Raw genomic sequence first — 19,940 nt, 5'->3', positions numbered from 1 at the left:
CAGTATGGTTTTAACACGCATCTGGATTCCCCTGGCAAAGTAAAGGTTTTTGGGGATTTATGTTAAAATAATAGTAAGAACTTTGTGCAGCGGACAGGGAGTTTCGTTGCTTTATAAGGAGGGGGAACGATGAAAAATAAGATTCACATACTGGGAGCCTCCGGAGTCGGAACTTCAACATTGGGTGTTGCATTATCAAAGCATTTGCCTCATACGCATCTTGATACTGATGATTACTATTGGACAGATAAATTCACTAAGAAAAGAGAAATTCCTGAAAGAAGAAAGTTGCTTGAAAAAGACTTGACAATAAATGAGAAATGGATTCTTTCTGGCGCAGTGTGCGGCTGGGGCGATGATTTAAAAAGTTATTTTGACCTTGTCATCTTCTTATGGATTCCGCAGGATATACGGCTCGAGAGATTAAGGCATAGGGAATTTCAGCGTTATGGAAACGAAGTGTTAGCCGGCGGCAGTAAATATGAACAATCAAAAACATTTTTAGAGTGGGCTTCTTTATATGATCATGCCGGAATGGAAGTTAGAAGCAAAGCTTTACACGAACATTGGATGGCAGATTTATCTTGTCCATTGTTAAAAATTGAAGGAGATTACTCAGTCAATGAAAGAGTTGATCGTGTCTTGGATTATCTGAATTCTAATTAAACTAACGGATGGAGATAACTGCAAAATCCAAAAGTCAAAGACAGTTCCGGCCATTTTAACGGAGCTGTTTTTTTATACCGCTATCAGTTTGTCTGTTGTGAAGTGATTTATTTTCGGCAGTATCCCACAATAGAGAAGTGATTTGTTCTTCGTGAGGAAATTTTGGTTAAGTTGCAAGAGACGGAACTCCAATGAATAGATACACCCTGAAACCTGTCCAGCCAGCGTTTAAGCTGGTTACGATTGAGTGAAAAGCCATTGCCGCCGGCAAAGACAATACCTGGAATGAAAAGTATTGCAGGGAAAGCTAATTTGGTCATTTTCCGTGAAAATACGGAAGGCTTTTACGCTGGCCGAAATATGTATGGCAGGTAACCCCGGAAGTGGCTGTATTGACTGGAGTTTTCACTAAAAAGGCGATTATACGTATTGCGCATGCAGCCTTTCAAAGTGCGATGGAACGCCGTAAGAAGGTTACATGGCTCGGGACTCTTTTTGAATACGTGCCGAGAAGTGGCGGACAATACCCTGAAGTGGATGATTATCATATCGATGCAATGACGGTATATTTAGTTCGTCGGCAGCTTGGGGCTTGCACTGTCAATTAATACAAATGGGAAAGCAGGCAATGGCCCAGGCTGCTCAAGGTTCGGCACCTGACATTGCAGGGAAAATATTGCGAATCCTATCGGTATTATACTTTCAACTGCTATGTTGTTTGAATGGCTCAGTACACAGTATCGTGATAAAAAGCTGAAAGAAGCAGCGGAATTAATAGAAAACTCACTTCGGGAAACCGTGAAGGCAGGAATCAAAATGGGAGATCTTGGCGGTCAATCATCAACGTCCGACTTTGCAGAAGCAATTGCAGAAAGGATCGGACGTTAAGGCGGAAAATAAGAGGTGAGAAGCAGATCATCAAAACGCAATAGGACACCTCAATTTAGATTTTCAGTAAGAACGGCTCTGCTCATTAAAAAACTCAATTCGTAGATTAGTGGCATCAATATTGCCGCAGATCGGGTTAGTGACATAAAGTGAAGGGATGAGACCCCTTCCTTAAAACCTTCAATTCCTCTAATTTCATTGTAAGATATATTACTTTTTTGAAATGGGTATCCAAATTTCACTTTTAAAAGATGGCGATGTTACATCTTTATGCTCATTCCACAGGATTTCTGGGCCTTCAATTTGTTCATAATGTGACGATGGAAACCATTCGGAATAAATCCGCCCCCATACTTCCTGCAGTGCATTCGGAAATGATCCGGCTGCTTCGAATACAGCCCACGTTGAGGCAGGGACTTCAAGCTGTGATAGGTGATTTGGGCAATGTTTCGTTGTGGCTGCGCCAATATAGTGATCAAGCTCTCCGTTTTCCTCTGTCCGGCCTTCAGAAAAGTTCGTGGATGCACTAATGAGTCCTACAGGCGCTACATTAGAAAGCTCTTTTAGTTGATTGATTGCTGCTTCATCTAAACTTTCCCAAATCGATGCAATGTCAGGATTCACGCCTTTGAACAAAATAGGAACTCTTTTTTTAATGCCGACGATGCGAAATGCCTCTTTTTCTTCAATACGATAGTTCATTTCATTTCCTCCTTTGATTGATAACTGGAAGGTCATTCGCGGATAAGCTTTAAGTGAATGGCCATTATGTTTAGCTGCTGATGGGCTTATGCCATGCAGATTTTGAAATGCTCGTGCAAAAGAATCTGGTGAGTGATAACCGTATTTTATTGCAAGATCAATCACCTTTACGCGGCTGTCTTTAAGTTCAAAAGCTGCAAGAGTAAGACGTCGTCGACGAATATATTCCGATAATGAAATACCTGTAAGGAAGGAAAACATCCTTTTAAAATGATATTCAGAGCAGAAAGCAAGCCTTGCTGCTTCTTTGAAATCAATATCGTTCGTGAGGTTTTCTTCAATATACGTTAATGCGCTGTTCATCCTTTTAAGCGAATCCATTTATTTGACCTCCTTTAACAAAAGAATAACAGGAGCGAAATGTATCTGCCCGACATTTCGTGCACAGTTTTGCAGGATAACTTATATGTAATAAATTAAGTGATTCACCTGTATTTGTACAGATAAAGAAAACACCTAATAACTGCTTGGGTTTCATAAGATGAAAGAAAGTTATCATTGTTTTATATTGAATAGAAAAAGCCGGGATGTCAGATCCGGCTTTTCGCTCATTTCCCCTTCGACTTTTTCCGCTTCTCTTTCTCCGCCCGGTAAAACTCATGGAACATTTTCATCAATGCGCGTTTTTCAATCCGCGACACATAACTCCTTGAAATGCCGAGCTTATCGAGATGGTATTTATAGACTGAAAGAGCAACTTAAAACTTTATTAAAATAAGAGAAGACCCTCTATAGGGGCCTTAACACTAATAAATTTGACATTTTTTATTTGCGTGCCCATTCATTCCACAAAGGTTCTAAGCTGTTTTTTAGGTCTATGAATATCCATGGGTAGAGGGAGAAAAAAATAAGAATAATAACAAAAATATAAGAAGAAAGTTCATTAAACAACACTTTTCTTCTGGTGAAAGACTTGTGTTTATAAATTGGTAATGCATTCTTGCCTGTTGTATAGAATACAAAAAGAGTAAGAATCAGCATCCCTACGCTTCTAAAAATGAAAAAATAAAAAGTAGTAGTATTCCATATACTGAATGTGTATTTAAATAAGTCTATAAGCCAAATTTTAAAGGAGGTGCCTCCTTCAAAATTTACTTTTATATGATTAGCAACTATTTGTAATTCCTGTGGTACTGAAAAAAACAGCAGACTTAGAAGAATGCAACATAAAATTATTTGCTGGATAAAATTGATGAAGAATTTACTTTTGTCATATAAGTTTGATGTAAGCTTTATGGCAATTGAAAAACGAATACACTTAATAAACCGGATTATAAAGACAGCCAACAGAATTGCAACAAACCAATAATAGTAACTAGTATAAAATGCACCAAAGATAATGATAGCTATATAAAAAAGAACAATCATAAAATAGTTATCTGAGCCGGGCTCCCTTTTTGCATTGGTGACTTTATCTATTTGATTTTGACTAGGCATGAAAATGTTTATTATATTGATTTTCTTTTTTCCAATATGCACAGAGTTGTTATTGCCTCGTTGAATTATTTTAGTAGGAGTTTCTTTGGTAGCGGCAAACCCTATAATTATTGTTATGATGGTTAACAATGATGCAATAATACTTAGACCGGTATTTGTAAGATCAATCAATAGTTAAACTCCTTCTGTTCTAAAAATGAATTATTAAACATTAATCAATATTCCTCTGCTATTTTTAGAACCTTGAATGCCAAGGACACTCAGAGTTATGTTCGAAAATTTCAGAACTATAGTCAAAAAACTTAATGTTGTTCTTCAAGCTTGTCCATTAAGTCTGTAAATGAATCACAAACATAGCTAATGGAACTTCCCTTATCTTCATTAGCGATCTCATGATCCCAAAAAACAATTACGGGTTCTTGAGAAGACAATCTATAATCAAAACAAAAGAGGTTTCCCCCTGCATCTGTAGCAAAAGGTATGATCTTATCAACTAACCGATCTTTAACATTATCAAGTGTACTAAGGAGATCAATTGGTCGAGTTGGATCTCCTATACTCAGTAAATTGTTTATTGATTCTCGAGAATTTTGGAATGAAACAACCTTTTTATCTATAGGAGAGCATCCATTATGGTCTTTAATGAACTCTCTGTAATCTGTCGGGAACTTGATTTTTAATTTTTCTTCTACCTCTTCGATCTGACTGTTTGTCGCCTCTTTAAAAGTGCTTCGTTTTCTCCATTTAATACTTTGCATTGATTAACCTCCTATTTCTCATCTTTTCCCCAAATTTTATATCCGCCAGTGTGACCAGTTTTAGCATGAATGACTCGATCTACTAGCTCCATTTTTCCAGGAGTTTGATGGTGGTGCCATGTGTATTTCTCTGGTGTTATTCCATCTTGAAGATCAAGTAAATCATCTTCGTTCAAATCAAGCTTCTTAATCAATGATGGATCTTCTTCAGTCTGCTTATATAATTGTTTATTTAATTTATCAAAATGCTGGTCTCTACTTTTTTTAAAGTCGGCTTTATCAAGTGTGAGTGTATGTTTTGATTCGAATATTGGAAATCCGTCTTTATCATAGGGAACTTTTGTTACTGGATGGACATCATTTTTCAAATGACCCATTCTTAAGTTAATGGTCGTTGTTTTGCCCGCACTGTTTTCGTACGTGTATGGTGCAGCTTTAACAAATTGATCATGTTTGGATTGTATTGCTTTTTTTAATATAGACGTATTCTTTACATTATGCGTATTCTCAATATCTTGTGCTATACCTACAAGTGCTAGATCATCTTTATTTCTAGATAAAGAATTTATGTAGTTTTTCCCTACGGTAATCCCTTTGTTTACATGTCTAGTAGCTGCTTTTTCTCCAGCTCCAATCACTTTATCTACTTTGGCAGCACCGGCTTTACCAAGTTTGCTTGTTACTTTCACAGCAGAGCCAACGCCCTTTAGTCCAACAAGGCTCCCGACCACATAGGTAATATAATGAGATCGTGAGTATGCATCTCCGTTAACCATTTTATCATTCCATGAATCCGCTATGTTTGTCCATATGATTTTTGCATAGGAAGGTGTCTTCAATACAGCTGAAATTGTTTTGGCTAATTTTTGTTCTTCGGAGAGCTGGGAAAACTCCCAAGTCCCGACAGCTAAATCTTTAACGCCAGTCACAGTATCCTTAGCGACATCGTAGAGACCGACTCCAACTCCTTTCAGGACTTCCCATGTGGTTTCACCAACTTCTTCGAGCTGTTGTGCTTGTTCAAGCTGAATCACATATTGCTGCTGGGAAGGTTCAAGGTTTTCATAGCCGATCTTCTTCGCAATTTCCAAATATTCATCCGGATCGGTCACACCGTCAGCGAGCTTTTTCTTCAGATCCTTGATTTCCCGCTCTTTCGCTTCTTCCTTTTTAATCGTCAAATAAGCATCCGAATGTCTTGCGATATCGCCTTTTTTCTTATGGATGTCGCTTTCACGGTACGCTTTGGCGTTGTAGTGAAGCGGCGTGGCGCTTTTTCCTTTGCCTGTGGCGTTTTGGAGCTGCTGAAAGTCGGCTTGGATGAACTGTTCGTTTGCTTCGGTTTCTGCGTATTCTTTCGTTAGATCGTGATCAAGCTTGCCGAGTTTATGTATGGTATCGTTCCTTTTTTTATCTGCTGACTTAAGCTTTTGATCGACATCTTCTATAGAGAAAACATCAAGATGAATGATATCGCTGATTTCATCAAGGATACCTTTCATTTCATTGCGCTGCTCCTGCATGATAGCTGTTGATTTATTCTTCGCATGAATCAACTCATGTTCTAAAAATGACTCTTCCACAAACGAAGCGGCCAATCCGGCATCAGCTACTTTTCCTGAAATACTGTTAAGAAACGCAATCTTCATATCGATCAAATCAAGCCAGCTGTCAGTAACACTTGCATGGTCTTGAAAGAATGCTTTGATGTTATCAGCACCTTTACCTGAAAACTCACTGTCATCTAAGTCAGCCATTCCCTGAAAAGCTTTTCTGAGGTTGATAAATTGTTCTCTAATCTGATCATATTCTTTTGCTCGCTTTTCCGCTGCTGAGATTAACGAGGATGCTTCAAATACTTTCATATCTGTCTCCTTCCCACTTAATCTTATCTAAATTTTACCACATTATATTACATGTAAGAAGCTTCTTCCTTTTGTTAAAGATACTTTCTTAGGAGATTTGAACTTTAACAAAATCTTAAAATAGGATTAATTCAGTTGATGAAAAATTGAAGAAATGGTTATTAGGCATTGGTGCATTATCTCTAAGCTTTTCTTTGGCTGCATGTGGGTCTGATTCTGCTTCTACAGATAAAACAGATTCAGATAAAGCTAAAACAACAGGGCAAGCAGCAGTTTAGCGGAAGAAGGAGAAGAATCAGTTGACTTCCTTGAATAATAAATAGGTGTAAAAAGTGGTTATTAATACGAAGGATTGAAAAAGAAGAACACGCAGCAGACTCACGTGCTCTTGTTTGGGGCAAGTGTTGACAACCCCATTGCTGGTTTAATTAAAAGAAGGGGTATAAAACCTGTATCAATGGTGTTACTCGATATCTGCGACACAGGTTTTATATGCAGGTAACTAATATTCTGATATATGTAACATTGCATTTTTATTATGCAATAGTTCACTCTATTTCTGCTTTCAATTTTTCGAACCACTCTAAATTAACCAAGTGATGTGAACGGGAATTTTCATTCATGCGGCGAAAGTAATTGATTGTGCTGGGAATTTCTTGAGTGATGGACAGGTATTCATCAAGGAGCTCGATTCGAGTTTTAGTCTGATCGATTTGTGATTGGATCAGATCCAGTAATTTATTTTTGTCGAATTCATCAGCAAAGAGTAACGCCCCATAAAATTGCAGGTTCACATATTCCGATTTGGTGCCGTATTTGATCATTAATTTTTCGAATTCTGCCCTTCCCGAATCTGTGACTTTAAAGTTACGGATTTCACGCCCGCCGGTTGAGGGTTTCTGCTGAATCTGTTCAATCAAACACTTTTCTTCAAGTTGCTGCAGATTGTAATAAAATGAACCTTTCGTGAAGTTAACGATGTACTTGTAATGACGTTTTTCCATTAAGGCCAGAAGTTCATAGCCGTGAGCTCCGGGGTTTTGGATGAGCAAGCCAAGGATAAGTAAGGGAATCATGGTTTCATCACCTTCGCCATCCGCGCTTCAAATTCCGCGTACGTGATTTTACCCGAAGCCAAATCCATACTATGAAGGTAAATCTGTTCTGTTTTAGAATAGTCACCATTCACTTTCAGTGATTGCTCCTCTCCCGAAATGGGTTTCAGGATATGGTACTTTTTCGAAAAAGCCTCGAAATAGCGGTAACCGAATTTGCGTTGTGAAGCTGCGTCTAAATGAATGCCATCAGGATTCGCAGTCAAACCTGCTGCAGTAACAAAATAACAATTCTGTTGTTCATCAGCAAAACGCAGCAATTGTTCATTAACCTGTCGAAATTCAGTCGCGTGCTGTCCAAAACCAGTCTTCCCAAGAAAGTCACCAAGCCCTCCAATAATCAACGGTACCTCATCTAATTCCAACTCGTTTCTTAGCGTCCCGATGATAAGAGTTAATTTCTCGTAATAAGTTTCATGCAGCGAACGATAACTGTCACTCTCACCTTGATGCCAAAGGATTCCGCAAATTTGACTGGATCGGAGGGCGAAGCGGGCTTCGGACAAAGCATGCTGAAAAAGGATGCCTTCCGGATGCCAGTCATTCAATGAACTGCCACCTTCCGCACACGGGATCAAGCCAATTTCTTCATCGGGATGAGCTTTCGACCATGCATCTGCAAAAGATGCCGCCAGGCCAACGCCGGAAACCGGACGATCATAATGAATCGGCTCTGTCATCATCTGCCACTGTCCATTGCGCAGCATTTTTATTTTTTCATTATAGATAGGGTCTACTTCATTCAAAAATCCACGGCCCGCCATATTCGACTGCCCCAACATTAAAAAAGACTTTATCATCTAATTTTTCACTTCTTTACATCAATATTTTAGTCTAATTAGACTATAGTCAATTCAGCTTGTCTTGTAAAGTTTTAACTAGGTTTTATTTTTATTATTAGTATGTATGAAAAACAAACTAACATTGAACATTTGGTGGATGTATTTGAGAATTAGCAAGTTCTTTTGCTTTAGGTCTTGATAAACAATGAAAAAACAACAAAAACCCTGTCATGTAAGAGTTCCTATGAGGTTCAAAATCATTTTTCATAGGAAATACATTCAATGATGGGGGTGTAGCCCAAAAGAAACGGATTGTTAAAAAAAGAGGGCTATGTTGAAGGGGTTAAATATCAATGAAAAATTATTAAAAAGGTTAACAATTGTACCAATTCTATTCATTTGTTATGTTTTATTTTTAAATCCTGAAGTTATACTTGAAGAGCAATGTCCTAAAATGCAGAAAAAGCCGGGATGTCAGATCCGGCTTTTCGCTCACTTTCCCTTCTTCTTCCGCTTCTCCTTCTCCGCCCGATAAAACTCATGGAACATCTTCATCAATGCGCGTTTTTCAATCCGCGACACATAACTCCTTGAAATGCCGAGCTCCTTTGCGATCTCGCGCTGCGTTTTTTCTTTTTTTAAATCAAGCCCGAAGCGGCCGACGATGACTTCTTTTTCGCGGTCGTCTAAAATGTCGATATATTTTTTGACCTTTTCAAGTTCCATGTTGAGCTGAATGGTGTCGATCACATCTTCGCTTTCCGACTTGAGAACATCGATCAGGCTTATTTCATTCCCTTCTTTATCCTGGCCGATCGGATCATGAAGGGAGACGTCTTTTTTCGTTTTTTTCAATGCGCGCAGATGCATTAAAATCTCATTTTCGATACATCGTGCGGCATATGTGGCAAGCTTCGTTCCTTTTCCGGCTGAGTAGCTTTCAATTCCTTTAATCAGCCCGATTGTACCGATGGAGATCAGATCTTCTGCGTCCTCTCCCGTGTTTTCGAATTTTTTCACAATATGGGCGACTAAACGGAGATTATGTTCGATCAGCATGTTGCGGGCGTGTTCATCTCCTTCAGCCATAAGGTCTAAGTATTTTTTCTCCTCATTATTTGAGAGCGGTTGTGGAAAGGCATTATTTTTCACGTATGATACTAAAAACACAAGTTCTTTCACAATAAACCCGAGCGCTGCAAAAACACCTGTCACCGTCCTCACCTCCACAAAGTTATGTAGGCAATCGCCTATATGTAACTGTATGTGGAGGTAGGGCTGTTTGTGTCTGTACAGGGAAATTAATCAAAATCGGGTTTTATTTCTTACAGCCTCTTGATTTTTGATGATTGAGCCTGTATATTTTTTAAAAAAGTAAGGGTGAAAACAATATAACCGAAAAGCGCTGAAGAGACGAGTAGACAGATATCATTCATGACAGAGAGCTCCGGGAGCTGTGAAGGAGTATGAATGGATGTGTTGAAACAAACCTCTTAGCTTCGCATCGGAATCATGCAACCCGACGATGATGCGGCGGATACTCCTGTTACCGAATAAGCTTTGTACCCGGCAAGGCCGGCACCAAACCGAATTGAGGTGGCATAGCGGGCTGTTTCCCGTCCTCAAGACTTTATTGTCTTGAGGGCGTTTTTTATTTCTAAGGGAGGGATAAGATGAAAAACCTGAAGTCTTGGCGGTACCCGTTGCTTCTGTTAACCGGAATCGGGATAGCAAATATTGGTGAATGGATCTATTTTTTGTCTCTTAATCTTATTGTCTTAAAAGAAACGGGGTCTGCTTTTGCGGTTTCCATCCTTTATTTAATCAGGCCTGCGGCTGTTTTGATGACAAATGGCTGGGCGGGCAGCATCATCGACCGGTGTAACAAACGGAATATGATGATGTCGCTTGATTTCACCCGGGCTGCATTCATTGCCGTTCTGCCGCTGATGGTTACTGCACGGTCTTTATTTTCCGTTTATTGTATCGTGTTTTTGATTCATATGGCCAATGCGATGTTTCGTCCGTGTTCCATGGCGTATGTGACGATGCTTATCCCGGCTGAAAGGAGAAAACGATTCAATTCACTAAGGGCTTTGTCGGAATCAGGGGCTTTTCTCCTCGGGCCGGCTGCGGCCGGACTGCTTTTTATCGCCGGCACGCCGATTTTTGCGATTTGGGTGAATGCGGCGGCTTTAGTGCTGTCCGGTTTCATCACGATGATGCTGCCGAACCTTGAAAATGAGCCTCACGTACATTCTCCCAGACAGAAGCTTTCTTTGGCAGTGTGCAAAGAAGATTGGAAGCTCGTCTATCGCTTCAGCCGAACGGCGCGAAACGTCATGATCATTTATTTTTTATTCAGTCTGGTCATGACCGTTATGCCATCCGCGCTTGATTCGCTTGAAGCCGCTTTTGCAAAAGAAGTTCTTCAGCTGACTGATGCCGATTATGGTTTTCTCGTCAGTGTCTCAGGGGCAGGCATTATTGCGGGAGCGCTTGTCAATGTGTTCTTTAATAAAAAAATGCCGGCTTCTTTATTGATGGGAATGGGCTCTTTATTCACAGCGGCCGGATATATGATTTATGCGTTTTCTGACGTTTTTTGGACGGCTGCTTTCGGATTTTTCCTTCTCGCTTTTTTTCTGGCGTTTGCCAATACAGGCTTTCTGACGTTTTATCAAAAGAATGTTCCGGTGGACATCATGGGGAGAGTGGGGAGCTTTTATTCATTAGTCGAAGCCGTCTTCATTATAGTAGTAACGGCGGTTTTCGGAGCGGCTTCTGTCAGTTCTTCCGTCCGCGGCATCGTCATCGCAGGCGCTGCTGTTATGCTGGCGTTGGCAGCCGTTTTATGCTCGTTCTTATTTGCGGCCGCAAGAAGGAGGACTCCTGATGTATTTCAAGCGGATCAATTTAAACAAACATAAAGAGACGGCCGTTTCGTTTGGTGAGGATTCGTTTTTCGTCAGCTTTGGCACGGCGGATCATTTTAATAGGGATGAATATCTCAGGTGGCTGTCATCCCAAATCAAATGCTTTCCCGACGGTTTTATGCTGCTTTTTCATAACGGACAGCCGATCGGACAGCTAGAAGCTTCCATCAAATTTTACCGCAGCCAAAAAATCGGTTATGTGCACCTTTACTATATGACTGAGAAGCAGAGGGGAAGGGGGTGCGGAACGAAACCGCATCAATACGCGAATCAGTTTTTCAGAGCGAACGGTGTTTCGGAATATCACCTGAGAGTTTCGCCGGGCAATGAAGCGGCTCTGTCATTTTACAGAAAGAAAAACATGGAAGTGATCGGTTCAGAATGTAACGGAAAAGTTCTCAGAATGAGAGGAGCCGTACCGCCGGAATAGGGGGCGGTACGCGCTTCATTTTTTCGTTGTTTTTAAAAGGCCGGGAAACTTCTTATAAATGACCGCCATTAAGACGAGCATATACATTCCGTAAATCCCGAAAGACAGCAGTTTGTTGCTTGTAAATGAAGCGCCTGCGACGGTCACGATCACAATGTTCGGAATTTTGCCGAGCACCGACGCAGAAAAAAAGATCGGCCATCGGATATTACTCAGCCCGCAGACGGTATTCATGGCAAGCGACGGTATAATCGGAATCAGCCGCCCGAAAAGCACCGCCGTAAACGCGTGCTGATGAAATGAATCTTCATATTGGGCCGCTGCCGGGTAAGCCAGCAGCTTTTTTCTGGCCCAGTCTCTGAATCCGTACCGAACGAGAAAAAACAACGCCATTGTTCCGAGCATCGCGCCTGACAATGTAATCCACACCCCGTTTACAATCCCGAAAACCGCTCCGTTTAAGGCCGCGATAATGGCGAATGGAACAATCGGAAAAAATACGTCAGCTGCGACCAGAAGGATACTCATAAGCACGGCGTACATGCCGCCCGCGCGAATCATGCTGAGCCAGACGTCTTTTTGCAAAAAGCCGATCATCACGACAGCAATGATGACGGCAAGACTGAATCCCTTTTTTATCATCTGCACGTTCACCTCTTTTCAATTAGTATACAGCACAAATCTATCTCCTTCTATTAAAATAAGCTGTCCGATAAGCGTATTTGATTTATCAGCATTTGCCGTTTGATGAGAAACGGCTGCACCCGGATTTGGACAAAAACAAGCGGGTGATGTGCATCATTTGATGCAGAGAATGATTTTTTATAAAAGGGGACACGTTAACAGTAGTGTTTACTGGAGGTGTAAACGTTGAGATGCTTTCATCTGATCATCATGATATGCGTCCTCACGAGTCTCACTGCCGTGTCCGCCGATGCGAAATCTTTAAAAAGAAGTGACATGGAGAAAACGGGAAACGTGTACTGGGATAAAAGGTCTGAAAAAAAGAAACTATCTTTAACCTTCGATGACGGCCCCCATCCTGTCTATACGGAGGCTGTGTTAGACGTGCTGAAACAGCACAATGTTAAAGCAACCTTTTTTTGTGTCGGGAGCCGTATAGACAAATACCCCATAACGGCAAAACGCATCGTTGAAGAAGGGCATGAAATCGGCAACCATACGATGAACCATGTTTATTTTCACCGACTGAAACGCAAAGACATTTTACAAGAGCTTCACAGCTCAGCGCATCATATCACATCGCTGCAGCCGGAAGGGGACAAGTTATTCCGCCCGCCGGGAGGGTCGCTGAATCATACGGCTTTCAAAAGCATCTTAAAAGAGGGCTATCATATCATCATGTGGTCATGGAACCAAGATCCGAGGGACTGGAAAAGGCCAGGGAAAGGAAAAATCGTCAGGCACGTTGTTTCACATGCCAGAGATGGAGATATCGTTCTTCTGCATGACGGCGGAGGAAACCGGCGCCAGACGGTTGAGGCTTTGAAAGAAATCATTCCAAAGCTGAAAAAGCAGGGCTACACGTTTGTTAAGGTTTCGGATTTGATCGGACAGGATTCCGGTCCTTTTCATATCCAGTAAAGAGAGCGCCGCGTTGAAAGCCGCCAAAGAGATGTGTACCATAGGAGGTAAGGTTTGGGGGGAGAGAAAATGAAGTTTGCTGTTCTTTTTATTACGATAATCTGTCTGTTATCAGGATGCGCCGCGGGCAAAGAAAAAAGTGTTGTCGCGTTCGGCGACAGCAATACGCGCGGTTCCAACTGGGATTATCGTGATTATCCGAAGGCGCAGCAGTGGGTAAACATTTTAAAAACAGCGGAACGCGGCCGTCTTACGGTTATAAATGCGGGAATAGGCGGCCAGACGACTGAGGATGCGCGCCTGCGTTTTCAAAGCGACGTGCTGGACCGTAAGCCCCAATATTTATTTATCATGTTCGGAACAAATGATGCGGGCATTTTGACGGGCGATCAGCCGCGGGTATCAAAGAAACGGTTTAAAGAAAACCTGACTTATTTCATAAACGAAAGCAGAAATCACGGCATAAAGCCGATTTTAATGACGTGCATCCCGGTTATAGAAGGAAACGGAACGCATCATCTCTATTACTATTCGAGATATAAAGCCTCAGCCTTTAAAGAAAAAGGCGGCGCGAGAAAATGGCATAATTCCTATAACGGCGTTACGAGGCAGGTTGCAGCTGAGTTGAAAGTGCCGCTGGTGGATAACTGGAAACACTTTATACGCGCGGACGGCGGCAAAGATACAGACCGGGCGCTGATTCAATCCGGACTGATAGATCCCTCCGGAAATCATATGACGCCAAAAGGCGCCAGAATCTTAATTGAAGGCATAAAAAATGGGCGGGTTTTGGAACGCTGACGCCGTCAGCTGCCTAAACCGTTTTGCTTCTGCTTCATAGGCTGTAGAAAAAACATCTTTTTGGAGGCGATTGCTATGAACCGCGGTTTCCCTCCGCAATATCCTGTATGCCCGCCTCCTCGGGTGAATGCGGGGTACTGGTACGCATTTTTTGTTGTGCTGCTCGTCGTCATTCTCGTCCTGGGCGGTCTGTATTGGTTCAATATATAGCAGCTGTCCTCTTAAACACCTCTATTTTAGGGGTGTTTTTTGTTGAAAGTGGTAGTAATGCGCATAACCGAAGTGATATAATATCAGTCATCTGAGTAAAAAAAGGAAATTCGCCCGGGAACTTTTTTCTGTTTAAGAAGAAACGGAAATAATGTGTCCGAGCGATCTTCTTTTAATTTCGTTTTCAATTAACTCGATAAATTCACGGCTCAAATTCATTTCATTGGCTTTGAAATAAGATTCTATTAGTAATTCATCAGAAAGCTTTCTCATGCCGGGGACCCAATTAATGGGAGTGGCACCTCCTTACAATTGTAATCAATCATCAGACGCAAGCATATGATGGAAGGTTGCGTTTCAATCATGGTGAGGTTATCTTTAATCTACCATGAAATACAAATAAGAACAATCGTTCTGTTATCCACACTCGTAAGTGGATAACCTGTTAGTATCTTGTTTATAATCTGGATAAATCCGGATGTAATAAGAGTGGATAATGTGTGTAATTTTATCCACAACTGGTGAAGAAACCCAATTTTTGTCGAAATTTTTTTACTGAGTCCGACTTTGTTTTTAAATCTGACAGGTTTCGACATATAGATGGTAGAAAGAAAAGGAAGGGTGCGGGTTTTGTTAAAAAAGTTTTTTTTACCTGACGAATTTGTGAAAAATATATTTCATATCACACCGGAAAAGCTCAAAGAACGCAATGTGAAAGGGATTATTACAGACCTTGACAACACGCTTGTGGAGTGGGACAGACCGAGTGCGACACCTCGATTAATCGAGTGGTTTGAAGAAATGAAGGAGCACGGCATTAAAGTCACGATCGTCTCCAATAATAATGAACGAAGAGTGAAATTATTCTCGGAGCCGCTTGGCATACCGTTTATTTATAAGGCAAGAAAACCGATGGGACGCGCCTTTAAAAGAGCCGTCAGCAGCATGGATCTGAAAAAAGAAGACTGTGTGGTCATCGGCGATCAGCTGCTTACTGATGTTCTCGGCGGAAACAGAAACGGGTATCATACGATCCTCGTCGTGCCTGTCGCTTCCTCTGACGGAGTCATGACGCGCTTTAACCGCCGGATTGAACGGAGAATATTGAGTTCTTTGAAACGTAAAGGCCATATTCAGTGGGAGGATTAGAAATGGAAAAGGTTGTTTGCATCGGCTGCGGAGTAACGATCCAGACCGAGGATAAACAAGGTCTCGGATACGCGCCAAAGGCATCGCTCACGAAAGAGAATGTCATCTGCCAGCGCTGCTTCAGACTGAAAAATTACAATGAAATTCAAGATGTTTCATTAACGGATGATGACTTTTTAAATATCTTGCACACAATCGGCGATACTGACTCTCTTATTGTCAAAGTCGTTGATATTTTTGATTTTAACGGAAGCTGGATAAACGGGCTGAACCGCTTTGTCGGCGGTAATCCGATCATTCTTGTCGGTAATAAGGCCGATATCCTGCCGAAATCCGTAAAACGGGAACGGCTCGTTCAATGGATGAAACGCGAAGCGAAAGAATACGGCTTAAAACCCCTTGATGTCTTTTTAATCAGCGCTTCCCGCGGACAAGGGATGAAGGAAGTCATTGACGCCATTGAACATTACCGCGAAGGGCGCGATGTGTATGTGGTGGGCTGTACCAATGTCGGCAAATCCACATTTATCAACCGGATTATTAAAGAGGTCTCAGGGGAAGAGAATATTATTACCACCTCTCAATTTCCGGGCACGACGCTTGACGCGATTGAAATCCCGCTCGATGACGGATCTGCGCTTTATGATACGCCGGGAATCATTAACCATCACCAGATGGCGCATTACGTGGACAAGCGTGACTTAAAGGTGCTGACACCGAAAAAAGAACTGAAGCCGCGCACTTTTCAGCTGAATGAAAAACAAACGCTTTATTTCGGCGGGCTTGCCCGGTTTGACTATGTATCAGGCGATAAAACGGCGTTTGTCTGCTATATGCCGAATGAATTGATGATTCACAGAACAAAGCTTGAAAATGCTGATGCCTTATACGAAAAGCATGCGGGAGAACTGCTTACCCCGCCCGGAAAAGATCATTTGGATGAATTTCCGGAGCTTACGCCCCACACGTTTACGATTAAAGAAGGAAAGACGGATATCGTTTTTTCCGGTCTCGGCTGGGTCACGGTGCAGCAAGAAGATAAAAAAATAACGGCATACGCTCCGAAAGGCGTACACGTATTTGTCCGCCGTTCATTAATATAGAGAGAAGGGGAGAGGGAGCATGAAACAATTGTACGGAGTAATCGGAAATCCGATCGGGCATTCAATGTCACCCGATATTCATAACGCGGCTTTGCAAGATAAGAACATCAACGGGCAGTATTTTGCGTTTCAGGTGGAACCTCATCATCTCAAGGACGCCGTTAACGGAATCAAGGCGCTTGGCATCTGCGGAGTGAACGTCACAGTCCCGCATAAAGTCGCGATCATGGAGCATCTGGATGAAATACATGAAAGCGCGAAAGTACTTGGGGCCGTAAATACCGTCAAAAGAGAGGGAGACAGGCTCATCGGGTATAATACTGACGGAGATGGGTTTTATAAATCCTTAGTCAAAGTATTGGACAAACCGATATCAGAGCTCTCTATCCTCATGATTGGGGCGGGAGGAGCGGCAAGAGCGATTTTTACGACGATCGTCCGCGGAGAGCCGAAACAATTTGACGTTTGCAACCGCACGCCGGAAAAAGCGGAAAGCCTGATTGCGGCTGCTCCCTCTTTTCAGCAGAAACGCGCCCTTACTTTAAAAGAAGCTGAAAATCAGCTTGAACAATATGACGTCATTATTCATACAACATCTGTCGGCATGTATCCGAAAACGGATGCCGTGCCGCTCTCATTGGAACGGGCCAAAACGGGCGCCATCGTTTGTGATATCGTATACAATCCGATTCAAACGGCGTTCTTAAAAGAAGCTGAAAAAAGAGGTTTAACAACCCTTGACGGTGTCGGCATGTTTGTGGAACAGGCTGCACTGTCTTTCAAGCTGTGGACGGGACAAGAGCCTGACAGCGGCTTAATGAGAGCAATTGTTGAAGGAAAACTAGGAGGAACACAATGTTAACAGGAAAACAAAAACGGTTTTTGCGTTCAAAAGCGCATCACTTAACGCCTATTTTTCAAGTGGGAAAAGGCGGAGTCAACGAAAACATGGTGAAACAGATTGCTGAGGCTTTAGAAGCAAGAGAGCTGATTAAAGTCAGCGTGCTTCAAAACTGCGAAGACGATAAAAATGATGTCGCAGAAGCCCTTGTGAAAGGCAGCCGCTCACAATTGGTGCAGACGATCGGAAATACGATCGTACTGTATAAGGAATCAAAGGAAAATAAACAAATCGAGCTTCCGTAAGGTGGTTGACATGAAGAAAATCGGAATATTCGGGGGCACATTTGACCCTCCGCACAACGGACATCTTCTGATGGCTAATGAAGTCCTTCATCAGGCGGAGCTCGATGAGATTTGGTTTATGCCCAATAAAATCCCTCCGCATAAGCAGAATGAAGACTTTACAGACAGCCGGCACCGGGTGGAGATGCTGAAGCTTGCCATCAGCTCTAATTCCGGCTTTAAGCTTGAGCTTGCGGAAATGGACCGGAAAGGCCCTTCTTATACCTATGATACCGTCCGTTTACTGAAGGAGCGGCACCCGAACGACAAGCTTTTCTTTATTATCGGGGCGGATATGATTGAATATCTGCCGAAATGGTACAAACTGGACGAACTGCTCACGCTCATTCAATTTATCGGAGTGCGGCGCCCGGGGTATCATATTGAGACCCCGTACCCGCTGCTTTTTGCCGACGTTCCGGAATTTGACATTTCGTCAACGATGCTGAGAGAACGTCTCAAAGCAAAAAAGCCGACGCAATACTTAATGCCGGATAAAGTGAGGCAGTATATAGAGGAGAATGATTTATATGAATCGTGAGGAAGCACTTGCCTGCGTCAAAGAGCAGCTGACCGAGCATCGCTACATCCACACAATCGGCGTGACAGATACGGCGGTTATTCTCGCAGGCCGGTTCGGAGCAGACCCGAAAAAAGCGGAAATGGCGGCTATTTTTCATGATTATGCGAAATTCCGGCCGAAAGAAGAAATGAAGCAGATCATCGTGCGGGAAAAAATGCCGGCTGAGCTCTTGGATTACAATGCCGAGCTGTGGCATGCCCCTGTGGGAGCGTATTTGGCTGAGAAAGAAGCGGGGATCACTGATCCTGAGATCTTGGATGCAATCCGCTATCACACGTCAGGGCGTCCCGGAATGACCCTTTTAGACAAAGTCATTTACGTTGCGGATTACATTGAACCCGGACGCCATTTCCCCGGAGTGGAAGAGGTGCGCCGTCTGGCGGAAACAGATCTGAACGAAGCGCTCATACAAGCAATGAAAAATACAATGATATTTCTGATGAAAAAAAACCAGCCGGTCTTTCCGGAGACGTTTGCAACCTATAATTGGCTGGTGTCTCAAAATTGACAGGAGGAATTTAAAGAATGAATCAAGCTTCCGTATTAAAAATCGCGGCAAAAGCATGCGACGATAAACGTGCAGAAGATATTTTAGCGCTGGACATGGAAGGAATCTCACTTATAGCGGATTACTTTTTAATCTGCCACGGGAATTCTGATAAGCAGGTTCAGGCAATTGCGCGTGAAATTAAAGATCAGGCAGAAGAAAACGGCATTGATGTCAAAAAGATGGAAGGGTTTGATGAGGCCCGCTGGATTTTAGTTGATCTCGGCGACGTCATTGTCCACGTTTTCCATAAAGATGAAAGAAGCTACTACAATCTTGAAAAGCTATGGGGCGACGCACCGCTCGCAGAGCTTGAGCTCGGCTTGAACTCATGATTTACCAAGGCTTCGCCGGCGTATATGACGAGTTAATGTCACATGCGCCGTATGATGAATGGGCGGGCTGGATCGAAGCGTCTCTTCCGGAAAAGGGAAGGGTGCTTGATCTTGCCTGCGGAACCGGAGAAATATCCATCAGGCTTGCTGAAAAAGGCTGCGAAGTCACGGGGATTGATTTGAGTGAAGATATGCTGAGCTGTGCCCAGCAGAAAAAAACGGGAAAGCCGATTCTTTTTCTCCAACAGGATATGAGAGAGCTTTCCGGTTTTGAAGAACAGTTTGATGCCGTTGTCATCTGCTGTGATTCCCTAAATTACTTAAAAACGAAAAATGATGTCTTAAGCACCTTCAAAAGTGTTTTTCAAGTTTTGAAGGAGGGCGGCCTGCTTCTGTTTGACGTCCATTCCCCATTTAAAATGACGGAGCTTTTTCCGGACAGCACCCATGCGGATCAGGATGAGCAGATCAGCTATATCTGGCAAAGCTTTGCCGGCGATGAAGAGCTTTCTGTCATCCATGATATGTCCTTTTTTGTATGGAACGGACAATCTTATGACCGTTATGACGAGACGCATGAGCAAAAAACATTTTACATTGAAGAATATGAACAAATGCTTGCAGAGACCGGATTTGAACTGAAGAAAGTGACGGCCGATTTTACAGACCGGCCTCCTTCAACAGAGTCTGAACGTCTTTTCTTTACGGCAGGCAAACCAAAAACCATCGTTTAAACGGAACGATGGTTTTTAAAATGCATTTTTTGCGATTGGCGCGATAAAG

The 19,940-nt window shown here is 42.4% G+C and carries 23 protein-coding genes and 3 pseudogenes; 16 read left to right on the top strand and 10 right to left on the bottom strand.

Annotated features, from left to right (window positions below; genetic code table 11):
* Positions 1–129: 129 nt before the first annotated feature.
* Together AC1RRX_RS07760 and AC1RRX_RS07755 are read left to right on the top strand one after the other, a co-directional pair.
* Positions 130–666, top strand: coding sequence for an ATP-binding protein (locus AC1RRX_RS07760; RefSeq protein ID WP_007408244.1), 537 nt, complete (start codon positions 130–132; stop codon positions 664–666).
* Between the two features lie 264 nt (positions 667–930).
* Positions 931–1,554: pseudogene (locus tag AC1RRX_RS07755) on the top strand (isocitrate/isopropylmalate family dehydrogenase); the annotation flags it as partial.
* 210 nt (positions 1,555–1,764) lie between these two features.
* Here AC1RRX_RS07755 and AC1RRX_RS07750 read toward each other — a convergent pair.
* The 5 genes and pseudogenes from AC1RRX_RS07750 to AC1RRX_RS07730 form a co-directional block, all read right to left on the bottom strand.
* Positions 1,765–2,637, bottom strand: a complete 873-nt coding sequence (locus tag AC1RRX_RS07750; RefSeq protein ID WP_144464154.1) for an AraC family transcriptional regulator — start codon at positions 2,635–2,637, stop codon at positions 1,765–1,767.
* Between the two features lie 227 nt (positions 2,638–2,864).
* Positions 2,865–2,981: pseudogene (locus AC1RRX_RS07745) on the bottom strand (sigma factor-like helix-turn-helix DNA-binding protein); the annotation flags it as partial.
* 100 nt (positions 2,982–3,081) lie between these two features.
* Positions 3,082–3,924, bottom strand: a complete 843-nt coding sequence (locus tag AC1RRX_RS07740) for a hypothetical protein (protein WP_039063334.1) — start codon at positions 3,922–3,924, stop codon at positions 3,082–3,084.
* Between the two features lie 131 nt (positions 3,925–4,055).
* Positions 4,056–4,511, bottom strand: a complete 456-nt coding sequence (locus AC1RRX_RS07735; RefSeq protein WP_003152829.1) for an SMI1/KNR4 family protein — start codon at positions 4,509–4,511, stop codon at positions 4,056–4,058.
* Positions 4,512–4,522: 11 nt separating this feature from the next.
* Positions 4,523–6,376: a T7SS effector LXG polymorphic toxin gene (locus AC1RRX_RS07730; protein WP_042635368.1), complete on the bottom strand. Its 1,854-nt coding sequence runs from the start codon at positions 6,374–6,376 to the stop codon at positions 4,523–4,525.
* A 146-nt stretch (positions 6,377–6,522) separates the two neighbouring features.
* On the opposite strand from AC1RRX_RS07730, the pseudogene AC1RRX_RS07725 reads away from it, so the two are divergent.
* A pseudogene (locus tag AC1RRX_RS07725) lies at positions 6,523–6,642 on the top strand (endonuclease); the annotation flags it as partial.
* A gap of 282 nt (positions 6,643–6,924) precedes the next feature.
* Here the strand turns inward: AC1RRX_RS07725 and AC1RRX_RS07720 are convergent.
* The 3 genes from AC1RRX_RS07720 to sigK form a co-directional block, all read right to left on the bottom strand.
* Positions 6,925–7,452 (bottom strand): PadR family transcriptional regulator, encoded by a 528-nt coding sequence (locus tag AC1RRX_RS07720; RefSeq protein WP_099566964.1) that lies wholly within the window; start codon positions 7,450–7,452, stop codon positions 6,925–6,927.
* Entirely contained in the window at positions 7,449–8,291 is an 843-nt protein-coding gene (locus AC1RRX_RS07715) for a sialate O-acetylesterase (RefSeq protein WP_144464152.1), read from the bottom strand. Before AC1RRX_RS07715 ends, AC1RRX_RS07720 begins: the two co-directional genes overlap by 4 nt.
* Before the next feature lie 474 nt (positions 8,292–8,765).
* The gene (gene sigK, locus AC1RRX_RS07710) at positions 8,766–9,488 is read right to left on the bottom strand and encodes an RNA polymerase sporulation sigma factor SigK (protein ID WP_007408248.1); all 723 of its coding nucleotides are present in this window, start codon (positions 9,486–9,488) and stop codon (positions 8,766–8,768) included.
* A 458-nt stretch (positions 9,489–9,946) separates the two neighbouring features.
* Here sigK and AC1RRX_RS07705 point away from each other — a divergent pair, with 458 nt between their 5' ends.
* Both AC1RRX_RS07705 and AC1RRX_RS07700 read left to right on the top strand, forming a co-directional pair.
* Positions 9,947–11,203 carry an MFS transporter gene (locus tag AC1RRX_RS07705; protein WP_108724808.1) on the top strand — a complete coding sequence of 419 codons (1,257 nt, stop codon included), beginning with the start codon at positions 9,947–9,949 and terminating at the stop codon, positions 11,201–11,203.
* On the top strand, positions 11,169–11,639 hold the full coding sequence (locus AC1RRX_RS07700) for a GNAT family N-acetyltransferase (protein WP_129003672.1): 471 nt from the start codon (positions 11,169–11,171) through the stop codon (positions 11,637–11,639). The genes AC1RRX_RS07705 and AC1RRX_RS07700 overlap by 35 nt, the downstream gene beginning before the upstream one ends.
* A 15-nt stretch (positions 11,640–11,654) precedes the next feature.
* On the opposite strand, the gene AC1RRX_RS07695 is transcribed toward AC1RRX_RS07700, so the two are convergent.
* The gene (locus AC1RRX_RS07695; RefSeq protein WP_007408251.1) at positions 11,655–12,281 is read right to left on the bottom strand and encodes a TVP38/TMEM64 family protein; all 627 of its coding nucleotides are present in this window, start codon (positions 12,279–12,281) and stop codon (positions 11,655–11,657) included.
* Positions 12,282–12,509: 228 nt separating this feature from the next.
* On the opposite strand from AC1RRX_RS07695, the gene AC1RRX_RS07690 reads away from it, so the two are divergent.
* From AC1RRX_RS07690 to AC1RRX_RS07680, 3 genes are all read left to right on the top strand, one after another.
* Positions 12,510–13,244 (top strand): polysaccharide deacetylase family protein, encoded by a 735-nt coding sequence (locus tag AC1RRX_RS07690; RefSeq protein ID WP_007408252.1) that lies wholly within the window; start codon positions 12,510–12,512, stop codon positions 13,242–13,244.
* 69 nt (positions 13,245–13,313) lie between these two features.
* Positions 13,314–14,045 (top strand): SGNH/GDSL hydrolase family protein, encoded by a 732-nt coding sequence (locus AC1RRX_RS07685; RefSeq protein WP_007408253.1) that lies wholly within the window; start codon positions 13,314–13,316, stop codon positions 14,043–14,045.
* Between the two features lie 75 nt (positions 14,046–14,120).
* The gene (locus AC1RRX_RS07680) at positions 14,121–14,255 is read left to right on the top strand and encodes a hypothetical protein (protein WP_003152848.1); all 135 of its coding nucleotides are present in this window, start codon (positions 14,121–14,123) and stop codon (positions 14,253–14,255) included.
* Positions 14,256–14,387: 132 nt separating this feature from the next.
* Here the strand turns inward: AC1RRX_RS07680 and AC1RRX_RS07675 are convergent, their stop codons facing one another.
* Positions 14,388–14,528: a sporulation histidine kinase inhibitor Sda gene (locus tag AC1RRX_RS07675; protein ID WP_003152850.1), complete on the bottom strand. Its 141-nt coding sequence runs from the start codon at positions 14,526–14,528 to the stop codon at positions 14,388–14,390.
* Positions 14,529–14,885: 357 nt separating this feature from the next.
* Here AC1RRX_RS07675 and AC1RRX_RS07670 point away from each other — a divergent pair, with 357 nt between their 5' ends.
* From AC1RRX_RS07670 to AC1RRX_RS07635, 8 genes are read left to right on the top strand one after another with little or no spacing between them, the layout of a single operon-like run.
* Positions 14,886–15,404, top strand: coding sequence for a YqeG family HAD IIIA-type phosphatase (locus AC1RRX_RS07670; RefSeq protein WP_007408254.1), 519 nt, complete (start codon positions 14,886–14,888; stop codon positions 15,402–15,404).
* Positions 15,405–15,406: 2 nt separating this feature from the next.
* Positions 15,407–16,507 (top strand): ribosome biogenesis GTPase YqeH, encoded by a 1,101-nt coding sequence (yqeH, locus tag AC1RRX_RS07665; RefSeq protein WP_032866684.1) that lies wholly within the window; start codon positions 15,407–15,409, stop codon positions 16,505–16,507.
* 19 nt (positions 16,508–16,526) lie between these two features.
* Positions 16,527–17,369, top strand: a complete 843-nt coding sequence (gene aroE, locus AC1RRX_RS07660) for a shikimate dehydrogenase (protein ID WP_025285019.1) — start codon at positions 16,527–16,529, stop codon at positions 17,367–17,369.
* Positions 17,363–17,653 carry a ribosome assembly RNA-binding protein YhbY gene (gene yhbY / locus AC1RRX_RS07655; protein ID WP_003152858.1) on the top strand — a complete coding sequence of 97 codons (291 nt, stop codon included), beginning with the start codon at positions 17,363–17,365 and terminating at the stop codon, positions 17,651–17,653. The genes aroE and yhbY overlap by 7 nt, the downstream gene beginning before the upstream one ends.
* Positions 17,654–17,663: 10 nt before the next feature.
* The gene (locus AC1RRX_RS07650; RefSeq protein WP_032866687.1) at positions 17,664–18,233 is read left to right on the top strand and encodes a nicotinate-nucleotide adenylyltransferase; all 570 of its coding nucleotides are present in this window, start codon (positions 17,664–17,666) and stop codon (positions 18,231–18,233) included.
* Positions 18,223–18,783 carry a bis(5'-nucleosyl)-tetraphosphatase (symmetrical) YqeK gene (gene yqeK, locus AC1RRX_RS07645; RefSeq protein ID WP_014418422.1) on the top strand — a complete coding sequence of 187 codons (561 nt, stop codon included), beginning with the start codon at positions 18,223–18,225 and terminating at the stop codon, positions 18,781–18,783. Before AC1RRX_RS07650 ends, yqeK begins: the two co-directional genes overlap by 11 nt.
* Before the next feature lie 17 nt (positions 18,784–18,800).
* Positions 18,801–19,157 carry a ribosome silencing factor gene (gene rsfS / locus AC1RRX_RS07640; RefSeq protein WP_007408260.1) on the top strand — a complete coding sequence of 119 codons (357 nt, stop codon included), beginning with the start codon at positions 18,801–18,803 and terminating at the stop codon, positions 19,155–19,157.
* Entirely contained in the window at positions 19,154–19,891 is a 738-nt protein-coding gene (locus AC1RRX_RS07635; RefSeq protein WP_015417856.1) for a class I SAM-dependent DNA methyltransferase, read from the top strand. Before rsfS ends, AC1RRX_RS07635 begins: the two co-directional genes overlap by 4 nt.
* Positions 19,892–19,940 lie beyond the last annotated feature (49 nt).

This window comes from Bacillus sp. GW821-FHT11D08 (assembly GCF_058808515.1).
Note: the sequence above shows the minus strand (reverse complement) of the source record. Positions and strands in the feature narration are given on the sequence as shown.

What these genes read in the sequence shown, in the direction of transcription:
- AC1RRX_RS07695 (WP_007408251.1), bottom strand. Translation starts at nt 12,281, where the DNA reads ATGATAAAAAAGGGATTCAGTCTTGCCGTCATCATTGCTGTCGTGATG.
- AC1RRX_RS07700 (WP_129003672.1), top strand. Translation starts at nt 11,169, where the DNA reads ATGTATTTCAAGCGGATCAATTTAAACAAACATAAAGAGACGGCCGTT.
- aroE (WP_025285019.1), top strand. Translation starts at nt 16,527, where the DNA reads ATGAAACAATTGTACGGAGTAATCGGAAATCCGATCGGGCATTCAATG.
- AC1RRX_RS07685 (WP_007408253.1), top strand. Translation starts at nt 13,314, where the DNA reads ATGAAGTTTGCTGTTCTTTTTATTACGATAATCTGTCTGTTATCAGGA.
- AC1RRX_RS07715 (WP_144464152.1), bottom strand. Translation starts at nt 8,291, where the DNA reads ATGATAAAGTCTTTTTTAATGTTGGGGCAGTCGAATATGGCGGGCCGT.
- AC1RRX_RS07650 (WP_032866687.1), top strand. Translation starts at nt 17,664, where the DNA reads ATGAAGAAAATCGGAATATTCGGGGGCACATTTGACCCTCCGCACAAC.
- AC1RRX_RS07735 (WP_003152829.1), bottom strand. Translation starts at nt 4,511, where the DNA reads ATGCAAAGTATTAAATGGAGAAAACGAAGCACTTTTAAAGAGGCGACA.
- AC1RRX_RS07720 (WP_099566964.1), bottom strand. Translation starts at nt 7,452, where the DNA reads ATGATTCCCTTACTTATCCTTGGCTTGCTCATCCAAAACCCCGGAGCT.
- AC1RRX_RS07705 (WP_108724808.1), top strand. Translation starts at nt 9,947, where the DNA reads ATGAAAAACCTGAAGTCTTGGCGGTACCCGTTGCTTCTGTTAACCGGA.
- yqeK (WP_014418422.1), top strand. Translation starts at nt 18,223, where the DNA reads ATGAATCGTGAGGAAGCACTTGCCTGCGTCAAAGAGCAGCTGACCGAG.
- AC1RRX_RS07760 (WP_007408244.1), top strand. Translation starts at nt 130, where the DNA reads ATGAAAAATAAGATTCACATACTGGGAGCCTCCGGAGTCGGAACTTCA.
- AC1RRX_RS07750 (WP_144464154.1), bottom strand. Translation starts at nt 2,637, where the DNA reads ATGGATTCGCTTAAAAGGATGAACAGCGCATTAACGTATATTGAAGAA.
- AC1RRX_RS07635 (WP_015417856.1), top strand. Translation starts at nt 19,154, where the DNA reads ATGATTTACCAAGGCTTCGCCGGCGTATATGACGAGTTAATGTCACAT.
- AC1RRX_RS07730 (WP_042635368.1), bottom strand. Translation starts at nt 6,376, where the DNA reads ATGAAAGTATTTGAAGCATCCTCGTTAATCTCAGCAGCGGAAAAGCGA.
- rsfS (WP_007408260.1), top strand. Translation starts at nt 18,801, where the DNA reads ATGAATCAAGCTTCCGTATTAAAAATCGCGGCAAAAGCATGCGACGAT.
- yqeH (WP_032866684.1), top strand. Translation starts at nt 15,407, where the DNA reads ATGGAAAAGGTTGTTTGCATCGGCTGCGGAGTAACGATCCAGACCGAG.
- AC1RRX_RS07680 (WP_003152848.1), top strand. Translation starts at nt 14,121, where the DNA reads ATGAACCGCGGTTTCCCTCCGCAATATCCTGTATGCCCGCCTCCTCGG.
- AC1RRX_RS07675 (WP_003152850.1), bottom strand. Translation starts at nt 14,528, where the DNA reads ATGAGAAAGCTTTCTGATGAATTACTAATAGAATCTTATTTCAAAGCC.
- yhbY (WP_003152858.1), top strand. Translation starts at nt 17,363, where the DNA reads ATGTTAACAGGAAAACAAAAACGGTTTTTGCGTTCAAAAGCGCATCAC.